The organism is Gordonia sp. SMJS1, assembly GCF_029866425.1.
Lineage (GTDB): Bacteria > Actinomycetota > Actinomycetes > Mycobacteriales > Mycobacteriaceae > Gordonia > Gordonia hongkongensis.
Genome location: NZ_CP123381.1, coordinates 4,451,440 through 4,471,253, shown reverse-complemented (window position 1 = coordinate 4,471,253; position 19,814 = coordinate 4,451,440). Strand labels below are relative to the sequence as shown.

The 19,814-nt window shown below is 68.9% G+C and carries 13 protein-coding genes and 2 pseudogenes; 6 read left to right on the top strand and 9 right to left on the bottom strand.

The genetic code is table 11. The annotated features are described in order from the left end of the window. Nucleotides 1-4: 4 nt before the first annotated feature. The 5 genes and pseudogenes from QAD21_RS20235 to QAD21_RS25410 all read right to left on the bottom strand — a co-directional run. Nucleotides 5-1,336 carry an FAD-binding oxidoreductase gene (locus tag QAD21_RS20235; RefSeq protein ID WP_058249772.1) on the bottom strand — a complete coding sequence of 444 codons (1,332 nt, stop codon included), beginning with the start codon at nucleotides 1,334-1,336 and terminating at the stop codon, nucleotides 5-7. Next, complete coding sequence (locus QAD21_RS20230; RefSeq protein ID WP_205333964.1) at nucleotides 1,333-2,511, bottom strand: ABC transporter substrate-binding protein; 1,179 nt, start codon at nucleotides 2,509-2,511, stop codon at nucleotides 1,333-1,335. Before QAD21_RS20230 ends, QAD21_RS20235 begins: the two co-directional genes overlap by 4 nt. Nucleotides 2,512-2,658: 147 nt before the next feature. Further along, entirely contained in the window at nucleotides 2,659-3,564 is a 906-nt protein-coding gene (locus QAD21_RS20225) for an ABC transporter permease (protein ID WP_165629580.1), read from the bottom strand. Further along, nucleotides 3,561-4,331 (bottom strand): ABC transporter ATP-binding protein, encoded by a 771-nt coding sequence (locus QAD21_RS20220; RefSeq protein ID WP_068970682.1) that lies wholly within the window; start codon nucleotides 4,329-4,331, stop codon nucleotides 3,561-3,563. The genes QAD21_RS20225 and QAD21_RS20220 overlap by 4 nt, the downstream gene beginning before the upstream one ends. After that, nucleotides 4,331-5,131: pseudogene (locus tag QAD21_RS25410) on the bottom strand (amidohydrolase family protein); the annotation flags it as partial. The gene QAD21_RS20220 and the pseudogene QAD21_RS25410, both read right to left, overlap by 1 nt. 745 nt (nucleotides 5,132-5,876) lie before the next feature. Here QAD21_RS25410 and QAD21_RS20210 point away from each other — a divergent pair. The 3 genes and pseudogenes from QAD21_RS20210 (at nucleotide 5,877) to QAD21_RS20200 (ending at nucleotide 8,837) form a co-directional block, all read left to right on the top strand. Next, nucleotides 5,877-6,536, top strand: a complete 660-nt coding sequence (locus QAD21_RS20210) for an XRE family transcriptional regulator (protein ID WP_058249777.1) — start codon at nucleotides 5,877-5,879, stop codon at nucleotides 6,534-6,536. 17 nt (nucleotides 6,537-6,553) lie between these two features. Further along, nucleotides 6,554-7,519, top strand: coding sequence for a PDR/VanB family oxidoreductase (locus tag QAD21_RS20205; RefSeq protein ID WP_068970684.1), 966 nt, complete (start codon nucleotides 6,554-6,556; stop codon nucleotides 7,517-7,519). After that, a pseudogene (locus QAD21_RS20200) lies at nucleotides 7,516-8,837 on the top strand (amidohydrolase family protein). Before QAD21_RS20205 ends, QAD21_RS20200 begins: the two are co-directional and overlap by 4 nt. Before the next feature lie 210 nt (nucleotides 8,838-9,047). Here QAD21_RS20200 and QAD21_RS20195 read toward each other — a convergent pair. Continuing rightward, nucleotides 9,048-9,524, bottom strand: a complete 477-nt coding sequence (locus tag QAD21_RS20195; RefSeq protein ID WP_068970179.1) for a cupin domain-containing protein — start codon at nucleotides 9,522-9,524, stop codon at nucleotides 9,048-9,050. A gap of 164 nt (nucleotides 9,525-9,688) precedes the next feature. On the opposite strand from QAD21_RS20195, the gene QAD21_RS20190 reads away from it, so the two are divergent. Together QAD21_RS20190 and QAD21_RS20185 are read left to right on the top strand one after the other, a co-directional pair. Continuing rightward, the gene (locus tag QAD21_RS20190) at nucleotides 9,689-10,789 is read left to right on the top strand and encodes an alpha/beta hydrolase family protein (RefSeq protein WP_165629582.1); all 1,101 of its coding nucleotides are present in this window, start codon (nucleotides 9,689-9,691) and stop codon (nucleotides 10,787-10,789) included. Between the two features lie 144 nt (nucleotides 10,790-10,933). Continuing rightward, on the top strand, nucleotides 10,934-15,259 hold the full coding sequence (locus tag QAD21_RS20185) for an AMP-binding protein (protein ID WP_280360184.1): 4,326 nt from the start codon (nucleotides 10,934-10,936) through the stop codon (nucleotides 15,257-15,259). Between the two features lie 4 nt (nucleotides 15,260-15,263). Here QAD21_RS20185 and katG read toward each other — a convergent pair whose 3' ends face one another. The 3 genes from katG to QAD21_RS20170 all read right to left on the bottom strand — a co-directional run bounded on the left by katG (nucleotide 15,264) and on the right by QAD21_RS20170 (nucleotide 19,189). Then, entirely contained in the window at nucleotides 15,264-17,489 is a 2,226-nt protein-coding gene (gene katG, locus QAD21_RS20180; RefSeq protein ID WP_068970181.1) for a catalase/peroxidase HPI, read from the bottom strand. 46 nt (nucleotides 17,490-17,535) lie between these two features. Beyond that, complete coding sequence (locus QAD21_RS20175; protein WP_065631428.1) at nucleotides 17,536-17,979, bottom strand: Fur family transcriptional regulator; 444 nt, start codon at nucleotides 17,977-17,979, stop codon at nucleotides 17,536-17,538. A 193-nt stretch (nucleotides 17,980-18,172) separates the two neighbouring features. Next, the gene (locus tag QAD21_RS20170) at nucleotides 18,173-19,189 is read right to left on the bottom strand and encodes a hypothetical protein (RefSeq protein WP_065631427.1); all 1,017 of its coding nucleotides are present in this window, start codon (nucleotides 19,187-19,189) and stop codon (nucleotides 18,173-18,175) included. A gap of 329 nt (nucleotides 19,190-19,518) precedes the next feature. Between QAD21_RS20170 and QAD21_RS20165 the strand changes: the two genes are divergently transcribed. Further along, on the top strand, nucleotides 19,519-19,812 hold the full coding sequence (locus QAD21_RS20165; RefSeq protein ID WP_223258837.1) for a Mur ligase domain-containing protein: 294 nt from the start codon (nucleotides 19,519-19,521) through the stop codon (nucleotides 19,810-19,812). Nucleotides 19,813-19,814 lie beyond the last annotated feature (2 nt).

Below are 19,814 nucleotides of genomic sequence, written 5' to 3'. Positions count from 1 at the left end.
GTGTTCACATCCACCTTCCGGGATTGAGCAGACCCTTCGGGTCGGTCTGGTGCGCCAGCGCGCGGACGCGCTCGGCATCGAGATCGACGTACCACTGGTGCGGGGAGTGGACGCCGACCCCGAGATCCTCGAGTGCGGCGACGCCGTCGATGACCTGCTGCGGACTGCGGTAGATCCCGTTGAGCATCCCGAACATCATCTCGTGGCCGACCTCGAGATGCAGCATGCCGCCCTCGTACACCTTCTCCACCTCCTCGAGCCGGGTGACGAGTGCGTCCCCGCGTACCTCCATGTGGAACCACCTGTCCGGCTGCGACTTCTGTAACCACCACGTCGGGTGGTTGTAGGACAGCGTCGACAGCTTGACCGTCTCGGCGATGCCCTCGCGGACCGCTTCGACGCGGCCGCCGGCGGCGACGACCAGGTCGGTGGTCTCCGCCAATGCCCGGGCGTCGATGATCCCGCGCACGCTGGCGCGACCGCGGACGAGCGCGGGGTCGTCGGGCAGCGCCCCCGTGATGACGGGGCCGTCCGCGGACAGCAGACGCGGCTTCGGTTCGACCGCCGCCAGTCGGAGCGCCGCGTCGAACGCCTCGCGTGTGGAGCCGAAACTCGCGTACACGCAGCGCCATTCCTGCAGCGGTTCCACCCGGACGGTGGCGCCGACAATGATGCCGGCGACCCCGTAGGTGTGCACGAACGGGGTTGCGTCGTCGCCCTCGAGATGGACCACCTCGGCCTCGCCGGTCGCATGGACGACATCCAGTGCGTCGACGAACCCCTGATGGTTGCGGCCGTGCACGATCGTGCCGGTACCAGCCGAACCTCCCGCCAGGAACCCGCCGAGCGTCGACTGGACGGTCGACGGGTACATCCACAGCTGGCTGCCGTGCGACCATGCGGTCTGTTCCAGGTTGATCATCCGCGCGCCCGCCTGGGCGGTGACCGAACGGTCGGTGACGTCCCCGATCGCGGTCAGCGACGTCATGTCGAGGACGAGTCCGCCGAAGCGCGGGATGACCTGGCCGTAGTTCCCGGTTCCCTTGCCGCGCGTGGTGATCGGTACGCCGCGGGCGACCGCCGCGCGGACGATGTGGGGCACCGCGTCGGCCGTGCGTGGGTAGCACACGAGATCGGGTCGGCCGAGATCCTGCGCCGACAGGATCGGACTCATCCCCGAGCCGTCGCGGGCCGCGCGTTCGAGCGCGCGGGGAAGTGAGCTGATGCCGCGCGGGCCGACGATCGCGAGCAGGTCGTCGGCCAGCGCATCGACGTCCTCGGGGCCGAAGTCGGGGCGTCCCTCGTCGGTACCGACCGCGACCACCGGAGCGGTCATGACGGCAGGCCCACCGAGGTGTCGATGAAGCGGTTGGTCGCGATCGCCTCGGGCGTCAGGCCGTCGGCTGCGGGCGTGCCCTGCTCGGTGAAGATCGGCCCGGTCACCTCCATCACCCGGGCGACGCGCGCGGTGTCGAAGTTGCCGATCGTCGTGTCGGTGCCGTTGCTCACCAGGTTGAGGTCGGCCATCGTCTCCCGTGCGTAGTCGGCGTTCCGCTGGGAGTACACCCACCCCGTGTCGTACTGCTCGACGGCGTCGAGGATGACCGCGTCGGCCGCCTGCGGCGACGCCAGATAATCGACCGAACCGCGCTGCAACACCGGCACCAGCTGCTCGAGGCAGGCGGCGTTCTCTTCCAGTGCGTCCGAGCGAACCGCCACCGACGACTTGTAGGACGGGAAGCCGACGTCGTGGATCAGCTGGTACTTCACCGGCTTCTGCCAGCCCTCGACCTCTTCCTGGTAGACCTGTGGCTCGGAGCTGGCGAACCCCTGCTGGGCGGTCTTGCCGCCGTCGGAGACGAAGTTGGCCGGCGACCCGTCGTAGCTGCCGTCGACCTGCGCGGAGGAGAGGACGCCCGACCCGGTCAGGTAGTCCATGTAGGTGGCCCCCTCGAAGTACAGGACGCGCGCGTTCGCCGCCTTGAGGTCGGCGATCCCCTGGACCTGCGGGTAGGTGGCGGGATCCCACATGATCATCTGCGGACTGATGTCGAGCGGTGCCATGACCGCCGTCGTCGGGTTGTCCTTCGAGTTCTGGATGGCCTGATCAGTGTCGACGTAACCGAGGAGGATCTCCGGGTCGGAGTACATCTGCGAGGTCACCGACTGGAAGCCGATGGCGGGTCCGCCGGCCCGGATCTCGATGTCGACGCCGGTGTATTCGCCGCGGTCGAAGAGCGGACCGACGACGCGCTTGTTGCCGGCATTGATCGTGGGGTCGGGGCCGAGGAGTTGGTAGAGGTGGCCGTGTTCGGCCTCCGGGTTCCAGTCGGTCTGGATGACGACCTTGTCGGGACAGTTGGCGCTCAGGTCGACCGGGCCGACCGCCCCCGTGTAACCGGAGGATTCGGTGCTCTCCCCGGAACTGCATGCGGCGGTGAAGGCGAGGGCGGCGGCGACGACGGCGACACCGGTGGTCTTGGACAGGCGACGCCAGACGGGTGTGTTCATGAGATGAGTTCCTTTTCGGGCTGAGAGATTTCGGAAGTTGAATGGAGGATCATGGGGTGTCGACGACAGGGGACCCACCCGCTGGTTGAGCCGGCACCGAGCGAAGCGAGGAGCCGAGTCGAAACCACCCGGCGAGAGAAGATCAGGTCAGCGCTGGTACCAGCGTCCGACGATGCGGTTGCCGAGCCAGCCGAAGAACCAGAAGACGGCCACGCCGAGAAGTGAGGCGAGCACGATCGAGGCGAACAGTTCCTCGGCTTGCAGTCGCGACCGGTAGTTGTCGATCAGGATGCCGATGCCGGGATTGCCCTGCTTGAAGAAGAAGTCGCCCACGATGGCGCCGACCACCGACAGGCCCGCCGAGATGCGGAGACCGGCGAAGATGGCCGGCATGGCGGCGGGGAACTCCAGCTTGCGCAGGATGGTGACGCGGCTCGGATGGTGCAGGGCGAAGAGATCCCGCATCTGCCGGTCGACCGATCGCAGGCCGAACAGGGTGTTGGAGACGATCGGGAACAGCGAGATCAGTACACACACGAAAACCCGTGCACTGAAGCCGAATCCGAACCAGAATCCGACCAGGGGGACGAGCGCCAGGATCGGGACGCACTGCAGGACCACGGCATACGGGAAGAGGGCGTTCTCCATCAGCCGCGACTGCGACATGATCACCGCCCACGTGATGCCGATGATCGCGGCGATCGCCAGGCCGGTCAACGCGACAGTCGCCGTGCGGCTCAGGGCCTCCCACATCGCCTGGGCGGAGTCGCCCAGCAGTCCGTCGGTGACGACCTGGTGCGGGGGCGGCATCAGGAATCGACGGCCGGGATCGAGCACCGCGTAGCTGACGAGGTACCACGCGCCGATGACCAGCGCCAGCACGACGAGCGGTGCGGCCACTCCGACCATCTTCGAACGGGAACGGCCCCGTCGACCCGTGCGCGCGGCCACGGCGAGCTCGGTGGTCGAGCCCGGGTCGGGTGTACCGCCCTTGCCGGTTTTCGGGGTTCGCACGCCCGGGGCGGTCTCGGTGCCGGTGTCGGGGGCGCTCATGAATGTGCCTCTCGGAGTGCGCGGGAGATCCGGCCGGCGATCGTGCCGAACTCCGGCTCGAAACGCAGGTCGGGCGACCGGGGATAGTCGAAGGGGACCTCGATCTCGTCGACGATGGTTCCCGGCCGTCCCGACATCACCAGGACACGAGTGGACAGGAACGCCGCCTCGGCGACCGAGTGGGTGATGAACAGGCCGGCAAAGCGTTTGACGGCGAACAGCTCGGTCAGGTCGGTGCCGAGCCGTTCGCGGGTCAGTTCGTCGAGTGCGGCGAACGGCTCGTCGAACAGGAACAGGTCGGGATCGAGCGTCAGCGAGCGGGCCAGCGACACCCGCATCCGCATGCCGCCGGACAGCATGTGCGGCAGGTGCTTGTCGAACCCGGTCAGCCCGACCGTCTCCAGTGCCGCGCGAACTCGTTCGCGCCGTTCGGCTTTCGGTGCACCGTCGAGTTCACCGAGCAGTGCGACGTTGTCGGCCACGGTCCGCCACGGGAGCAGGGTGGCGTCCTGGAACACGTAACCGATCCGTTCGGCACCGCTCTGCAGGTAACCGTCGGTGATCGTCTCCAGTCCCGACGACAACCTCAGGAGGGTCGACTTGCCGCAACCCGATGGGCCCACGACGCTGACGAACTCGCCCTCCCGCACGGTCAGGTTCACGTCGCGGAGGGCGTGAGTGCCGTCCGGATAGGTGAGCTCCACGTGTTCGAAGCCGACGAGCGGGTGACCGAGTGCCGGTCTGGGGGTCGTTGCTGGTGAACTCATCATCTCTCCATGCCGACGGGGGACAGGCCCAGCGGTGATGCTGCGGCTGAGGACATTCCGGCCGGTGATGCTCCTGCCGGGGACGGAACCGGGAACGACGGGAACGCCGTCCAGGTGGTGGACTCGGTGCGTGCGACCGCCGTTCCGTTCACGATCACGACCCGGTCGGCCGGCGCGGTGGCGATGACCTCGGTGAGATCGGCGCCGCGGATGGCGACGAGGTCGGCGCGGGCTCCGACGACGGGGCCCGCGGGCTCCAGTCCGAGCACGGCACGTGCGTCGGAGGTGACGAGATCCGTTGCGGTGTCCGGGTTCTGATGTGCCGCGGTGATCAGCAGGGCGGCGGTCTCGAGCGGGTCGGCCCGGCCCACGGGATTGAACGGGTCGCGGATGTTGTCCGCACCACCGGCGACGCGGACGCCGTGGTCGCGCAGCACGTCGATCGGCGTGATGCCTCGTCGCCCCGCGGACGGGCCGGATCGGCCCTGGAGGTACAGGTTCGTCACCGGCAAGGCGACGACCGAGACACGGGCCCGTGCGAGCGCCCGTGCGACCCGTTGCAGGTCGGCGGCGGCCAGGGTGTCGAGGCGGCAACAGTGGCCGGCCGTGCGGATCCGGTCGTCGGGCCACTCGGCGACGCGGTCGGCGAAGGCCTCGATGGTCAGGTGGTCACCGTCGAGGAATTCATCGACGTGCAGGTCGGCGCCGATACCGCGCGCTTCGGCGAGGTCGAGCAGTCTCGTGAGCTCGGCGAGCGGGTCATCGGCGATGTGCGGGGCCCGCCGACGAGGTCGACGCCGGCGTCGAGCGCGGCCTCGATGTGCGCGGTGGGCGTGAGTGGGCTCGCCAGGACCGCGACCTGGATGTCCATCAGTCCGCGCAGGTGCTCTCGGACCTCGGTGAGCACGCGGACGGCTCGCAGTGGGTCGTCGTGCGAGAGCACGTCGGCGTGGGTGCGCACCGCGGTGATGCCGTTGCGCAGCATGGACGAGGTCGCCCGGAGAGCGCGCGTCCGGAAGGACTGCTCATCGAGGGAGACGCTGCCGGCCCGCCAGGAGGCGATCGCGGCGTTGAGGTCGCCGCTCGGCGGTGACAACTCCGGCCACGACAGGGCCTTGTCCAGGTGGGCGTGGGGTTCGGCGGCGGGTGGGAGCAGCAGGTGGTCGCGGAGATCCAGCCAGTCGGCGGGATGTGGGACATCGGGAGAAAACGGTGTGACGGCGCGGACGCGGTGGATACCGTCGGCATCGGCGGACAGCTCGACATCGACCATTGACCCGTCGGCCAGTGATCCGGTGATGCCCGGCACGGGCGCTGTCTGCTGAGTCGGCATTGATGACACTTCCTCGAGAACATCGAAATGGCGTGCGACGGTGCACGACTGGGTCGGTGGTCCCGCTGTGGCTGGGGTCGGCGGGGTTGGGGCGGTTCGTGATACTTGTTGATCACGTCAACACGTCCGAATATAGGAATGCGCTGTTGCCACGACGTTAACCAGCGCTGCGGGCGTGTAACCATCGGTTCTGCAGGAAGGGTGTGAGCCACATGGCGCTCGACGAGCCGGACGTCGCGCAGGTGTCGCTGGGTGCCGAGATCCGCCGACGACGTAAGCAGCATGGCCTCACGTTGACGAATCTGGCTGCGCAGGCCGGTATCTCGCATCCGTTCTTGTCGCAGCTCGAGCGCGGATACGCGCGTCCGAGCATGACGACCCTGGAACGGATCGCCAGGGCGCTGGACACAACCCAGGTCAGTCTGATGCTGGCCGCGGACCCTGCGCACGTGGCGGGGGCACCGTCTCCGGCACCCGTCGGGACGCAACTGGTGCGTGCCGGCGAGGGCGCGATCCTTCCGCAGGCCGGCGACAACGCCGGATACGCCCGGTTGCTCGTTCGAGGAGACGCCGCGTTCTTCCCCCAGGAGCAGTTGTTGAACCGGCGGGACTACGGCGAGTACTTCCAGCACGAGCAGGACGAGTGGTTGCATGTCGTCGACGGCGAGGTCGAGGTCGACCTCGGCGACGGAAGTCTCCTCGAATTGCGAAGAGGCGACAGCCTTTACTACGCTGGCGGCATTCCCCACCGGTGGCGGCTCACCGGTTCCGAGGCCGCTCGGCTCGTCGTTGTCCAGGCGTCAACGCAGGTGTCGGAGATCCGCGACGGTGGGGGTGGTTCCCGTGGCTGGGAATCCCGGCGGAGATCGTAATACCTAGGAGATCTCCGATGTCTGTGTCAGCGAACGACCTTCGAGATGGACTGCGTGTCCGTGTGGTGTCACGGCGCCGGCTCGCCCGTCGGGTGGACGAATTCGTCCTCGCGCCGGTCGGTGTCGCCGCGCTGCCGTCGTGGACCGCTGGATCGCACGTCGATCTGCACACACCGGCCGGCCCGGTCAGACAGTACTCGTTGTGTTCCTCCCCTGACGACACGAGTACGTACCGGATCGCCGTCGAGCGGCGGATCGACAGCCGGGGCGGTTCGGACTCCGTGCACGACGACATCCAGGTGGGCGGCGAGGTGTGGATCAGCCCGCCGCGCAATCACTTCGCGCTGACACGTGCACTCGGTTATGTGTTCGTGGCCGGTGGTATCGGCATCACCCCCGTCCTCGCCCTCGTCGACGAGGCCCGCCGTACCGGGCGGCCGTGGCGGCTCGTCTACGTCGGACGGTCCCGGGCGGAGATGGCCTTCGTCGACGAGATCGAACCCAGGTACCCCGGACTGGTCACGATTCACGAGTCGGCCCACTCGGGGCGCCTGGATCTCGGTGGCGTCTTGGCCGGGCTCGCCCGCGGCACCGCCGTGTACACCTGCGGACCGCCGTCGATGCTGGAAGCCGTTGCGCAAGTGTGTGAGCCGCAACCGGCCGTGGATTCGTTCGCCGAGAAGTTCACCGCCACGACGACGCAGTCCGCGGCTGACGCGGAGTTCGAACTCTCCCTTGCCTTCTCGGGCGTGACGGTGACGGTGCCGCAGGATCGCACCATCCTCGACGTCTTGGACGGACGTGGGGTGGTGGCGCCGTCGTCGTGCCGCGAAGGTGTCTGCGGAACCTGTGAGACGGGGGTGGTCAGCGGCGAGGTGGACCACCGCGACTCGATCCTGTCGCCGGAGGAGCGGTCCGAGAACGAATCGATGATGATCTGCGTGTCGCGGTGTACGAGCGGTCGTCTGGTGCTCGAGCTGTGACCGTCACGGTGCTCACCGGCGCCGTGGCGGTCCTACGTGACGCGTCGATGGTCACGCGCGATCCGGTCGTGGTCGACGACCGGCGGATCGGGGCCGCGGTCGGCGGCCGGACCGCCGCGGACGAGGTCGTCGACGTCTCGGGGTGCGTCGTCACGCCCGGTCTCGTGAACGCGCACCACCATCTGCTGCAGACCGCGTTCCGGTCGCGTCCGGAGAGCCGGTCGGTACCGATGCCGCAGTGGCTCGGCCTGATGGCGCAACGCTATTCATCGGTCGGTGTCGACCCCGAGCTCGTCGCCGCGGCAGCGGCTGCCGGTCTCGCGGAATCCCTGCTGTGCGGTGTGACCACGGTCGCCGACCATCATCTGACCTGGCCCGGTGGTCAGGACCCGGTCGCGTTGGCCGGCGGGACCATCGATGCCGCCGCACGGGTCGGTGCGCGATTGGTCTTCGTCCGGGGCACTGCTCGCGACGACCCGCAAGCCGCAGCCACATCGGTCGAGGACATCCACCGAACCCATCTGGGTGCGGGGCAACCGGCACGAGCGCGGACGGGATGCTGCAGCTGGCCGTCGGCCCGTCCGGCGTGCACAGCGACGGGCCGGAGACCTTCGCGACGCTCGGCGAGGTCGCATCCCGACTCGGCCTGCGTCGTCGTACGCAGGCGAACGAGCAGGTCGATGTGCAGGTCGCCGCGGAACGATATGGGCGGCGTCCCCTCGAGTTGCTCGACGAGTGGGGTTGGCTCGCCGACGACGTCACGCTGGCGCATCTGTGCGAGATCACCGACGACGAAGTGGCTCTGGTCGCGCGATCGGGAGCGTCTGCGACCCACGCGCCCGGGTGCGACGTGCCGATGGGATGGGGCGTCGCGCGGGTTGCGGCGCTCGTGTCCGCGGGTGTGCGGGTGGGACTCGGCACCAGCGGCGGCGGGAGCAACGACGCCGGGCACCTGCTCGCCGATGCCCGCCTGGCCGTTCAGGTCTCGGGATTGATCGGCGAACCCGTCACGGCCCGAGAGGTTCTCGCGATGGCGTCCGAGGGTTCGGCGGCAGGTCTCGGCCGCAGCGAGCTGGGGCACCTCCGGCCCGGTGCCGCCGCCGACCTCTGCGTGTGGGACTGCTCGGACGTCTTCGACGCCGGGGTCACCGACCCGGTCGACGGCCTGCTGTGGGCCGGCCCGGGCCGGCGACCCCGCGACGTCATGGTCGCAGGTCGGTGGGTGGTACGCGACGGAGAACTCGTGACCGCTGATTCACGTTCGCTCGCAGCCGACCTCGGGACACTGCTCGACTGGCGGCAGCGTTCTGCTCCCTGATCCGAGTGAACCACAGAACCGCTGGTCCGTTGGGTGCAGCGACGGCCTCCCTCTGCTCCCTGAGGTGCGAGCGAAGCGAGCCACGAACGGCTTCGCAACGTGTCTCACCAGGCCCTTCGTGGCTCGTCGCTATCGCTCCTCACTCCTCAGCTCAGGGAGCAATGGGGTCACTTCTTTCGGATCAGGGAGCAGGGGCTGGCTCGCCCGCCGTCAGGAAGTGGCCGTCGCACACGGCGGTGCGGGTGCGTCCTCGGACAGCGGCTTGTTCAGCGGCATCAGGTACAGGACAACCAGCACGACCGGGGTGGTCCCGAGATTGGTTCCCTCGTGGGTGTTCGCCTTGCCCCCGGGTTCGGCGATGATCTCGCCGGTCCGGTACACCACCGGCTTGCAGTCGGAGCCGGGGTGGGTGAGGGTGCCCTGCCGGACCAGTCCGTAGAGCGGGCCGTCGTGATAGTGCCACCCGGTGGTGCCGCCGGGGGCGATGGTGATCTCCCGAACCTCCACGTGTACGCCGTCGGGCACGAATGGTAGGAGGTCGGCCGGGATATCCGCCTTGGCCAGGCTGACCGCCGAGACTCCGGACGAAGGCGTGGAATTCGCCGTCCCCGACGACATCGCGAGCGGCGTCAGGAGAGCGGCCGCGGCGGCGAGCGTCGCGACGGCGGTGCGCAGGAGTGGTGTCATCGTCCGACCGTACGTCGGGCCGACGCACCTCATACCCGATTCGTCCGATTCTGTTGTGCGACAGTCCTGGACGATTGACCCGAACGGTCCTGGGTACAGAGCGGTGTGCATACGATGACGGGACCGGGTCGGTGATGATTCGGCACGAACTCGAGGAGCCGCCGATGTCTCGCTTGCCGAATGTCCTGGTCGTCGGCGTCGGCGTCGGCGTTGCCGTCCTGTCCATGGTGATGGGCGTGGCGGGTGTGCTCGTGCCCTCCGCGGGATCTGCGTCGGCGGACACCCTCACCGGTGTCCGATACGCCAAGGCGACGGCCGGCGCGCCATACCGGGAGACCTGGGTGTCGCCCCGCAATCTCGTGGTGTCGGTGTGGTCACGGTCGATGCAGACCCAGGTCCCGTCGCTGGTCCAGACGCCCGCGAACCGGAACCAGGCCGCACCGGTGATGTACCTGCTCAGCGGATCGTCCGGTGGCGAGGACAACGACGACTGGACGCACGCCACCGACGCCAACGCGTTCTATGCGAACAAGAACGTGTGGACCGTGGCCCCGATCGGGGGCGCGGCGAGCTACTACGCCGACTGGCGGCGCGTCGACCCGGCCGCGAACTTCCGGTTCGGCGTGAAGACGTCACGGCCCCTGCGGTGGGAGACCTTTCTGACCTCGGAGCTGCCCGCCGCCTTCGAGAACGCGCACGGGGGACGATCCGGCCCGGGACGCTCGCGCGGGGTCGCGGGGATCTCGATGGCGGGTACTGCCGTGCTCCGGATCGCCGAGAACCACCCCGGGTTCTACCGTGCGGTCGGTTCCTATTCGGGATGCGCCGACACCGCGTCGCCCACCGGGCAGTTGCTGTTGCGCAACGTGGCGTTCGTCCCCGGACTCGCCGACGCCAGCAACATGTACGGCCCGCCCGGGGACCCGCAGTGGGCAGCCCAGGATCCGGTGATCAACGCCTACAAGTTCGGGCGTCGCACCCCTGCCCTGTGGATCAGTGCGGCGACCGGATTGCCCGGTGCGCACGACAATCTGTCCGACCGGCGGATCGCCGGCAACGTGGGGGAGCTCGCCGAACAGGTCGCGGCCGGCGGATTCGCCGAAGCGACCGCACGATCGTGCACGGTGACGATGGCAAACCGCCTCGCCGCGCTGCGCATCCCGGCCGTCGTCCGGCTCCCGGCGACCGGTACGCATTCCTGGGGGTACTGGGAGGACCAGATGCATGAGTCCTGGCCGATGTTCGCCCGCGCGCTCGGCGCGTGACGCCGCGGGAGATGCACCGCGGACGGCGGTCGTCGTCGACCGCCGGACCTCGCATTTCAGCGTCCGTTCAACTCGGCGCACCTACGGTCGGGGCGTGATCTCCGGGCACGGCTCCACCCGACGAGGCCCAGTGGGCGATCCGCGATGACCGTGACCCGGCGCGGCCTGTGGCTCTCGCAACTGCTGCATCCCGAGGTCTCGCATGTCGTCGCGTTCGGCCTGACCCTGAGCGGCCCGCTCGATGCCGAACGACTCCACCGCACGGCCGGTGCCGTGCTCGACCACGTCGGCTGGTACGACGTGCGTCTGAGCCCGAATCGGTCGCCGGCCGACGGTCATCCGCACCCCCTGCAACCAGCCGGTTCCGGACTGGACCCGGTGGAGTGCGTGGACCTGTCCGCGTGTGCCGACCCGGCTGCCGAGAGCGAGGCGCGTGCGCAGCGTTTCCTCGACGACCCCGCAGGCGCCGATCTCGGACTGCCGTTGTTCCGCAGCGAACTGCACGTCCTCGCTCCCGACTCCCACCGGTGGATCGTGCGGGTGCATCACGTGCTCACCGACGGCGCCGGCGTCCTGCGGGTCATGGCGCACATCGCCGCTGTCTACGCGGGTACTGCGCGACCGGACGAGATGCCCCTCGCCGACGACCCCGAACTCGAGGCCGAAGAGGAGAGGTACCGCGGCTCGCGACGCCGAGGGGCCGACGAACAACACTGGGCCCGACGACTCGACGGCCTCGCGCCGTCCCTGCTGGCCGGTTCCATCCCGCATTTCACGTCGTCGATCACGCGCGTCACCGAAACCCTGAGAAGTCCGCGCACCGCATCGTCGGCCGAGTTCGTCACCGCGTTCGCGGGCCTGTGCGCCCGGCTCCTCGACGCCCCGGACGTGGGATTGAGTCTCCCGGTCGCGGCACGTACCTCGGCGGCACGTCTCCGGGCGGTGCAGCCTGTCTCGAACGTCGTGCCCCTGCGCCTCGACGGAATCGGCGACCGCGACGCCGGGCAGGCCCTCTCCGCGGTGTCGTCGGCCCTGATCGAGGCACTGCGCCATCAGCGCTACCCTCGCGAGGACATGCTGCGGAACCAGCACGGGCTCAACGGCTTCGGTGCGGTGGTCAACCTCTTGCCGGGTTTCGGGCCGCCCGCTGTCGACGGCTTGCACTGGGGACTCGAGGTGATGCGGACCGGACCGATCTCCGACGTCGCGGTGACCCTGCACCCCGCCGATCAGAACGGTCGCCGGGCGGTGACCTGGGAAGCCCCGGACGCCGTCGTCGACACCGATGCGCTGGCCACCCTCGCCCGACGTTTCGACCGATACCTCACCGCCACGCTGCGCGAACTGGACGGTGGCCCAACGGTTCCCGACGATTCGGTGTTCGTCGACGGGGAGTGGGAGCGGTTTCGGTGCCGGAGCGGACCACCGGCACCGCCCTTCACGCCGACCGTGAGCCACCTGGAGGACCACCGTTCGGCGGACCCGGAGGCCATCGCGATCATCGACGGTGAGGTGTCGGTGTCCCGACGCGAGTTCGCGCGCCGGGTCGTTCGCGGGACCCGGTTGCTCCTGGAGGCCGGGGTCGGTGCGGGCGACCGCGTGGCGGTGTCCATCGAGCGGTCGGCGGCCTCCGTTGTCGCGTTCTGGTCGGTGCTGTGTGCGGGCGGCGTATGGGTGCCGGTCGGCGATCCGTTCGCACCGGACGCGAGAACGAGGGATCTGCTCGATCGCTCCGGCGCCAAGGTCGGATTGTGCGTGCCGGGCGCCCCACACCCGGGCTCGATCCGGTGGCTCGACCTCGAGCACGACGACCCCGGCTCTCCGATCCCCGATCGGTGGCCGGGTTTGGAACGCGGGCCCGACGATGCCGCCTACCTGCTGTTCACCTCGGGTTCCACCGGAACGCCCAAAGGCGTGATCATGCCCCACCGCGGCCTGCCCGCCCTGATCGCGGAGATCCGACAGACGTACGCTCTAGCACCCGGGTCACGCATCCTGCACGCGTCGTCCCCGACCTTCGACACCGGGATCGTCGAGATGCTGTGCGGGGTCGCCTGTGGGGCGACAGTTGTCGTCGCGCCGAGGTCGGCACCCGGCGGTGATGCACTGGCACAGCTGATCCGACGGCATCGCGTCAGTCACCTCATCGTCACGCCGTCGGTCCTCGACACCCTGCCCCTGGATCTGGCCGACGATCTGGTGCAGGTGATCATCGGTGGCGAACCGCCGTCGCCGCGGGTGGTCGACCGCTGGTCGGGTCGCGTCCGGCTGCGGAATGCGTACGGACCCACCGAAGCCCGGTGCAGCATCAACATCTCCGCTCCGCTGCTGCCGGGCGAGGCGATCACTGTGGGCCCGCCGATGGTCGGAGTCGACGAGGCGGTCCTGGATCGCCTCGGCCGGCCACAACCTCCCGGGGCGATCGGCACGCTCCACTGTGCGGGACCGCAATTGGCCGACGGCTATCTCGACGATTCGGCGTCCACTGCGGAGGCCTTCGTGCAGAGCACGTTCTCGGCCGAGGAGGTGATGTACCGGACCGGCGACCTGGCCCAGTGGACCGAGGCCGGTGAGATCCGACTGCTCGGACGCCGCGACGGACAGATCACCCTGCGGGGCTTGCGAATCGAACTCGCTGAGATCGACGCTGCGCTCGGACGATGCACCGACGTGCGGAGTTCCGCGACGATTCTGCGCGAGTTGCCGTCGGGCCGTACCGCTCTGGTGTCATTCGTCGTGCCGCAGCGAACCGGAACGGATGTCGACGCACCCGGGCTGCGTCGCGCGGTCGCCGGTGTCCTGCCGTCGTACATGGTGCCCGCGCTCATCATCGGCATCGACGCGCTACCCCGTACCGGCAACGGCAAGCTCGACGTCGGAAAGCTGGTGGACCACCCGCTCCCCGGTCGCCGGTCGGTGCGCGGACCCGTCGGCTCGCACGAGACCCTGCTGGTTCGGGTCGTGGGCGAGGCGCTGGGCACTGATGAGGTCGATCTGTTCGCCGGCTTCCTCGAGCAGGGCGGCGACTCCCTGGCGGTCATGCGGGTCGTCGGATCGCTGATCGCGGCAGGGCATTCCGAGATCGGGCCCGACGACGTGCTCACCGCGCCCGACCTGGAGACGCTGGCCGAGCGGATGGTCGAGCCGGTCCGCCCGGACGACACCGTACGGCGACCGGCCGCACCGGACGACGATCGTCCGCTCACGTCCGCAGAACGGACGGTCGAACGCGCACCGGGACACCCGCACGGGCAGCTGGTCCGCGTCGGATGGGTTCCACCCGAGACCGGGCGGCCCACCGCTCCCGAATTGCGAGAATTGCTCCGCGCGTTGGCCGATCGGCACCCCGCCCTGCGGTCGAGCTATCCGGACACCCCCGCCGGGCCGGTCCAGCGGGCGCTGGCCGGCGGCGCTGACGCAGCGGTCGATGTTGCCGTGCAGGTGGTTTCGGACCCAGACCCGAACCCGGGACGCCAGAGCCTACGCGCACACGCCGAACAGATGTCGGCGTCGCTCGATGTCCGGGTCGCGCCGCCGTTCTGCGTGCGGATCCTGGCGGATGCCGACGGCGGTGTGATGGCCGCGGTCGCGGTGTTCCATCACATCGCGGTCGACGGGCACTCGCTCGGAACGCTGGCCCGGGAGGCGGACCTGCTCGCCCGCGGAGTGAATGTCCCTGCGGTGCAACCCATCTCGCCGCACGCACCACGCACTGACGACGACATGGACGGCCGGTCGTGGCACCAACTGCTCGGTGAGTCGCCCGCGGGGTCCTTCACCCTGGACGGGTTGGACCCCGTCTCCTGCGCGCAGTCCACGGCGGTTCGTCGCCGGGCTCTCGTCGACGCCGACGTCTACGCACGGTTCCGTGCCGGTGCGTCCGAGCAGGGCATGACCCCGTTCGAGGCATTCGGGAGATCGGTGTCTGAGGCGCTCGCGCGACTGACCGGACAAGACCGGGTGATGGCGGCCACCGCGGCGTCGACGCGGCCGGCGGGCGCCGAGGACACCGTGGGCGACTTCGTCGTCGCTGCGGTCACACCGCTCGACGCCCGCGAGGATGTCCGCGGCTCGGTCGAGCGCACCCGTCGGTGCATCGCCGCGGCGACCGGGCCGATGGAGGACGTGCTGGACGTACTGGGCCGGCCGGTCGTCGACGGGCGCCTCTTCCCGGTGCCGGTGCTGCTCGGCTGGACCCCGACGATTACCGGGCCGAGCGTGGGCGGTCACCTGTACGTGTTCCCACCGCGGACCACGCGATGGATGCTGCAGATCGAGGGCTCGCCGACCGCACAGGGGGAGCTGCAGGTCCTGGTGACCGGCGCGGCCTCCGCGCTCACGGGCCCGTGTCGAGCAGGTGCTCGCCGAGGTCGTCGCGTGCCTGCGGGAACGGTGATTCGAGAACCTCACCGGCAGAGCAGAACACCCCGCGGGCGAGGTGCCCGCGGGGTGTTCTCGATCGTGAGATGACGGATCAGGCCAGATCGAACCGATCGTTGTTCGAGACCTTCACCCACGCCTTGACGAAGTCGTTGACGAAACGCTCCGCCGAGTCGTCCTGCGCGTAGACCTCGGAGAGCGCGCGCAGCTGCGAGTGCGAGCCGAACACGAGGTCGGCAGCCGTTGCCGTCCACTTCTTCTCGCCGGTGGCGCGGTCGGTTCCCTCGTAGACGTTCTCGTCGGAACCGCTCTTCCACTCGGTGTTCATGTCGATGATGTTGCGGAAGAAGTCCGTCGACAGGACGCCGGGCCGGTCGGTGAACACGCCGTGCTTGCTGCCACCGTAATTGGTGTCGAGCACGCGGAGACCACCGACGAGGACGGTCAGCTCCGGCGCGGTGAGGTCCAGCATGTAGGCACGGTCGAGGAGCAGCGACTCCAGCGGAGTCTTCTCGCCGTCCTTGCTGAAGTTGCGGAACCCGTCGGCGCGCGGTTCGAGGACCTCGAATGAGTCGACGTCGGTGCTCTCCTGCGAGGCGTCCGTACGGCCGGGGGTGAACGGCACGGTGACCGGGAAACCGGCTGCCTCGGCGGCCCTCTCGATCGCCGCCGCACCGCCGAGGATGATGATGTCGGCGAGCGAGACCTTCTTGCCGCCCGATGCCGAGTCGTTGAAGTCCTTCTGGACCTGCTCGAGTACCGGCAGCACCTTGGCGAGCTCGCCGGGCTCGTTGATCTCCCAGTTCTTCTGCGGCTCGAGACGGATGCGGGCGCCGTTGGCACCGCCCCGCTTGTCGGTGCTGCGGAAGCTGGCCGCCGACGCCCAGGCCGTCTTGATGAGCTGCGTCGGGGACAGCGCGTCGAGCAACGTGCCCTTGAGAGAGGTGATGTCGTCGGCGTCGATCAGTTCGTGATCGACCGCGGGCACCGGGTCCTGCCAGATCTGCGGCTCGGGAACCCACGGGCCGAGGTAACGGCTGACCGGACCCATGTCGCGGTGCAGCAGCTTGTACCACGCCTTGGCGAAGGCCTCGGCGAGCTCCTCGGGATGGTCGAGCCACCGACGGGTGATGTCGGCGTAGATGGGGGACTCGCGCAGGGCGACGTCGGTCACCAGCATGGTGGGCGCGCGACCGGGACCGCCGAACGGATCGGGGATCGTGCCTGCTCCCGCACCGTCTTTCGCGACGTACTGCCAGGCCCCCGCGGGGCTCTTGGTGAGCTCCCATTCGTAACCGTAGAGGTTCTGGAGAAATCCGTTGCCCCACTGGGTCGGGGTGGAGGTCCAGACGACCTCGAGACCACTGGTGATCGTGTCCTCGGCCTTGCCCTTGCCGTAGCCCGACTTCCAGCCCAGGCCCTGCTGTTCGATCGGGGCGCCCTCGGGCTCGGGTCCGATCAGGTCGGCGTCGCCGGCGCCGTGGGTCTTGCCGAAGCTGTGGCCGCCGATGATGAGTGCCGCGGTCTCCTCATCGTTCATCGCCATGCGACCGAAGGTCTCGCGGATGTCCTCGGCGGCGGCGATCGGGTCCGGCTTGCCTTCGGGGCCTTCGGGATTGACGTAGATGAGACCCATCGTGGTGGCGCCGAGGGGCTGGGCGAGCTCACGTTCGCCGGAGTAGCGCTTGTCGGTGCCGAGCCAGGCGTCCTCCGGGCCCCAGAACACCTCCTCGGGCTCCCAGATGTCCTCGCGGCCGAAGCCGAAGCCGAAGGTCTTGAAGCCCATGGACTCCAGTGCGACGTTGCCGGCGAACACCAGCAGGTCGGCCCAGGACAGCTTGGTGCCGTACTTCTGCTTGATGGGCCAGAGCAGACGACGCGCCTTGTCCAGGTTGGCGTTGTCCGGCCAGCTGTTCAGCGGGGCGAACCGCTGTGCACCCTGACCGCCGCCGCCGCGGCCGTCGAAGATGCGGTAGGTACCGGCGGCGTGCCAGCTCATACGGATGAACAGGCCACCGTAGTGGCCGTAGTCGGCGGGCCACCAGTCCTGGGACGTGGTCATCAGCGAGACCAGGTCGGCCTTCAGGGCCTCGACGTCGAGCTTCTCGAATTCCGTTGCGTAGTCGAAGTCCTCGCCGAGCGGGTTGGACAGCGAGGAATGGGCGTGCAGGATCGAGAGGTCGATCTGCTCGGGCCACCAGTCCTTGTTGGTCAGCGGCGCATGCGCTTTCGGCTTCGGCGAGGGGATCGCCGGGTTCTCGCTCTCGCTGGCACTTGCGGTGTCGGCGTCGGAGTTGGGCGGGCGGCTGTCGGAGGTCACGACATTCCTTTCGAGGGGACTGACAGGCTGCGATCACGGGAGGTGATCAGGTCGGGGCCTTGCTGAGGCAATCGGGGCACAGGCCCCAGAAGATGACCTCGGCCTCGTCGATTGCGAAACCGTGGTCTTCCGAGGGGGTCAGGCATGGGGCTTCCCCGATTGCACAATCCACGTCGGCGATGACACCGCAGGCGCGGCAGACGACGTGGTGGTGATTGTCTCCGGTGCGAAACTCGTAGCGCGACACCGAACCCGAGGGTTGGATGCGGCGGATGAGCCCGCGCTCGGTCAGGGCGTGCAGCACATCGTAGACGGCCTGACGTGAGACGGTGGGCAGGGTTTCGCGTACCGCGTGATAGATGGTGTCCGTGTCGGCATGCGGGTGCTTGTCGACGGCGGCCATCACCGTCACCCGAGGCTGGGTGACACGAAGATCTGCGGCCCGGAGTTGCTGGGCATGGTCCGATGTCGATGCCACGTCCCCCACCATAGGGGCGTGACCGCCACTTCGCACGGTTTTTCTGGATCTGATCCAAATTCGTGCAGAGGTGGGTGGGGCCGACGCCAGTTGTCGTGTGTCGTTGCGTCTGGCGCCACGTTTCGCGACATCTGCAGATGCTTCCGACAGGCCGACGGCCGCCATCAGGTCGATGGCGGCCGTCGGGGTCGGTCGGTTCGGCAGATCAGCTGTCGATGCCGACCAGGTCCTTGGCGATCTCGGCGAAGCGGATCTCGACCGCGGAGACCACGCGCTGGCGGTTCTTGTGCGCCTCCTCGTAGGCGAGGGTGACCCGCAGGTCGGCCGGCTTGGTCAACTCCTTGACCGCGGCCACCGCGTCGGTGACGTTGAGATCGACGTAGCCCTCGATCGGGAGGTCTTCCGCCTCAACGGTTCCGGTGATCTCGCGGAGCTGGTGGAGCGCGTCGGCGGCACCCTCGGCACCGCTGTCGCGAGCACTGTCCTCGACTGCCTCGAGGGCGGCGTCACGGCCGGCGGCCACGGTCTTCGAGACCGCGGCACCGGCGTTGCTGACGGCGTCACCGGCTCGCGAGGCGGTCTCGGTCGCGTCGTCGACTGCTCGTCCGAACCGGCTGCGCAGGGTCTCCACGGGGTCGGGGAGCTGGCGGGCGAACTCGGCGGTGCGGTCGATCGCCCACGATGCGCCGAGCGCCGGGGCGGTCAAGGCGCGCGCGGCGAGGCCGCTCGCCCACTGCGACGGGCCGCGACGCAGGGCGGCCGGGCCGCCGAGAGCCTCTTCGGCGAGAACCGTCGTGAGCCAGTGGACGGTCGCCGTGTGGGCGTCGATGAGCTTGTCGGCCAGGCCGACGAGTGCTTGGTCATCCTGACCGGTGGCCAGTGCCTTCAGGTACGTGGCGCGTGCCACGAGCCGCTGCTCTAGTGCGAGGTCGTCGAGCAGGGCCTCGTCCAGCGGTTGGGTCTGCTCGGCCAGCGTCTTGGCGACGGCACCGACACGGCCGAGTACCGGCCGGACGACATCGACGAGTCCGCCGCGGTCACGCAGGGCGGTCTCGATGGTGAGTGCGCGCTCGCGGGCGTTCTCGGCGTTCTGGGCCAGTTCCTTGCGGATCGCATCGGTACGGGCCTGGGCCTGCCGGGTCTCGGCGATCTGGATCTCGGTGTGCGTCAATGCGAGGATCGCGCGAAGTTGCTGGTGAACGGTGGTGGTGGAAACGGTCATCGGTTCTTGCTCCCCTCTTGAACGGGTTGGATCGGCTACACCCCGAGTGTTGCCACGACGAGGGCAGATGTAACACCCCGGTGTGAATCAACCAGTCGCGCCGACTCGAACACGTTGAGCCACAGCGGGTTCTACAGATTGTGAGCCGCGTCACAGCGGCCAATGCGGGCGTGCGCTATGACCGTTTGCCGAGATTTGTATGGTATCGGGCCTGCGTCGGGCCGGCCGGACCGTACGTCGAGGTTTGGATTCGCCCTCGCCACGGGTACCTCGCGGCGATGGACCCGGAGCGGAGTGTTCGCCAGGCGGACCCCGACCTGGGATCCGGAGTGACGGTCGCGCAGATCGCCGACCACCTCGACACCGCCATCCTCGGCGACCTCACAGCCGGGTCGACGGTGGTCCGCGACATCGACGACGATTCCCGTACGATCCGTCCCGGAGACGCGTACCTGGCCATCCCGGGCCGCCGCTGGCACGGACTCGACTTCGAGCGCGACGTGGCCGCGGCCGGTGCCGTCCTCGTGATCAGCGACCGCCCGTCGTCGGTCCTGCCTTCTCTGGTCGTCGACGAACCTCGCCGCATCATGGGGCCGCTGACCTCGTGGTTCCACGGTGAATAGTC

What these genes read in the sequence shown, in the direction of transcription:
- QAD21_RS20220 (WP_068970682.1), bottom strand. Translation starts at nt 4,331, where the DNA reads ATGAGTTCACCAGCAACGACCCCCAGACCGGCACTCGGTCACCCGCTC.
- QAD21_RS20195 (WP_068970179.1), bottom strand. Translation starts at nt 9,524, where the DNA reads ATGACACCACTCCTGCGCACCGCCGTCGCGACGCTCGCCGCCGCGGCC.
- QAD21_RS20235 (WP_058249772.1), bottom strand. Translation starts at nt 1,336, where the DNA reads ATGACCGCTCCGGTGGTCGCGGTCGGTACCGACGAGGGACGCCCCGAC.
- QAD21_RS20175 (WP_065631428.1), bottom strand. Translation starts at nt 17,979, where the DNA reads ATGGTGGGGGACGTGGCATCGACATCGGACCATGCCCAGCAACTCCGG.
- QAD21_RS20210 (WP_058249777.1), top strand. Translation starts at nt 5,877, where the DNA reads ATGGCGCTCGACGAGCCGGACGTCGCGCAGGTGTCGCTGGGTGCCGAG.
- QAD21_RS20170 (WP_065631427.1), bottom strand. Translation starts at nt 19,189, where the DNA reads ATGACCGTTTCCACCACCACCGTTCACCAGCAACTTCGCGCGATCCTC.
- QAD21_RS20205 (WP_068970684.1), top strand. Translation starts at nt 6,554, where the DNA reads ATGTCTGTGTCAGCGAACGACCTTCGAGATGGACTGCGTGTCCGTGTG.
- QAD21_RS20190 (WP_165629582.1), top strand. Translation starts at nt 9,689, where the DNA reads ATGTCTCGCTTGCCGAATGTCCTGGTCGTCGGCGTCGGCGTCGGCGTT.
- QAD21_RS20225 (WP_165629580.1), bottom strand. Translation starts at nt 3,564, where the DNA reads ATGAGCGCCCCCGACACCGGCACCGAGACCGCCCCGGGCGTGCGAACC.
- QAD21_RS20185 (WP_280360184.1), top strand. Translation starts at nt 10,934, where the DNA reads ATGACCGTGACCCGGCGCGGCCTGTGGCTCTCGCAACTGCTGCATCCC.
- QAD21_RS20230 (WP_205333964.1), bottom strand. Translation starts at nt 2,511, where the DNA reads ATGAACACACCCGTCTGGCGTCGCCTGTCCAAGACCACCGGTGTCGCC.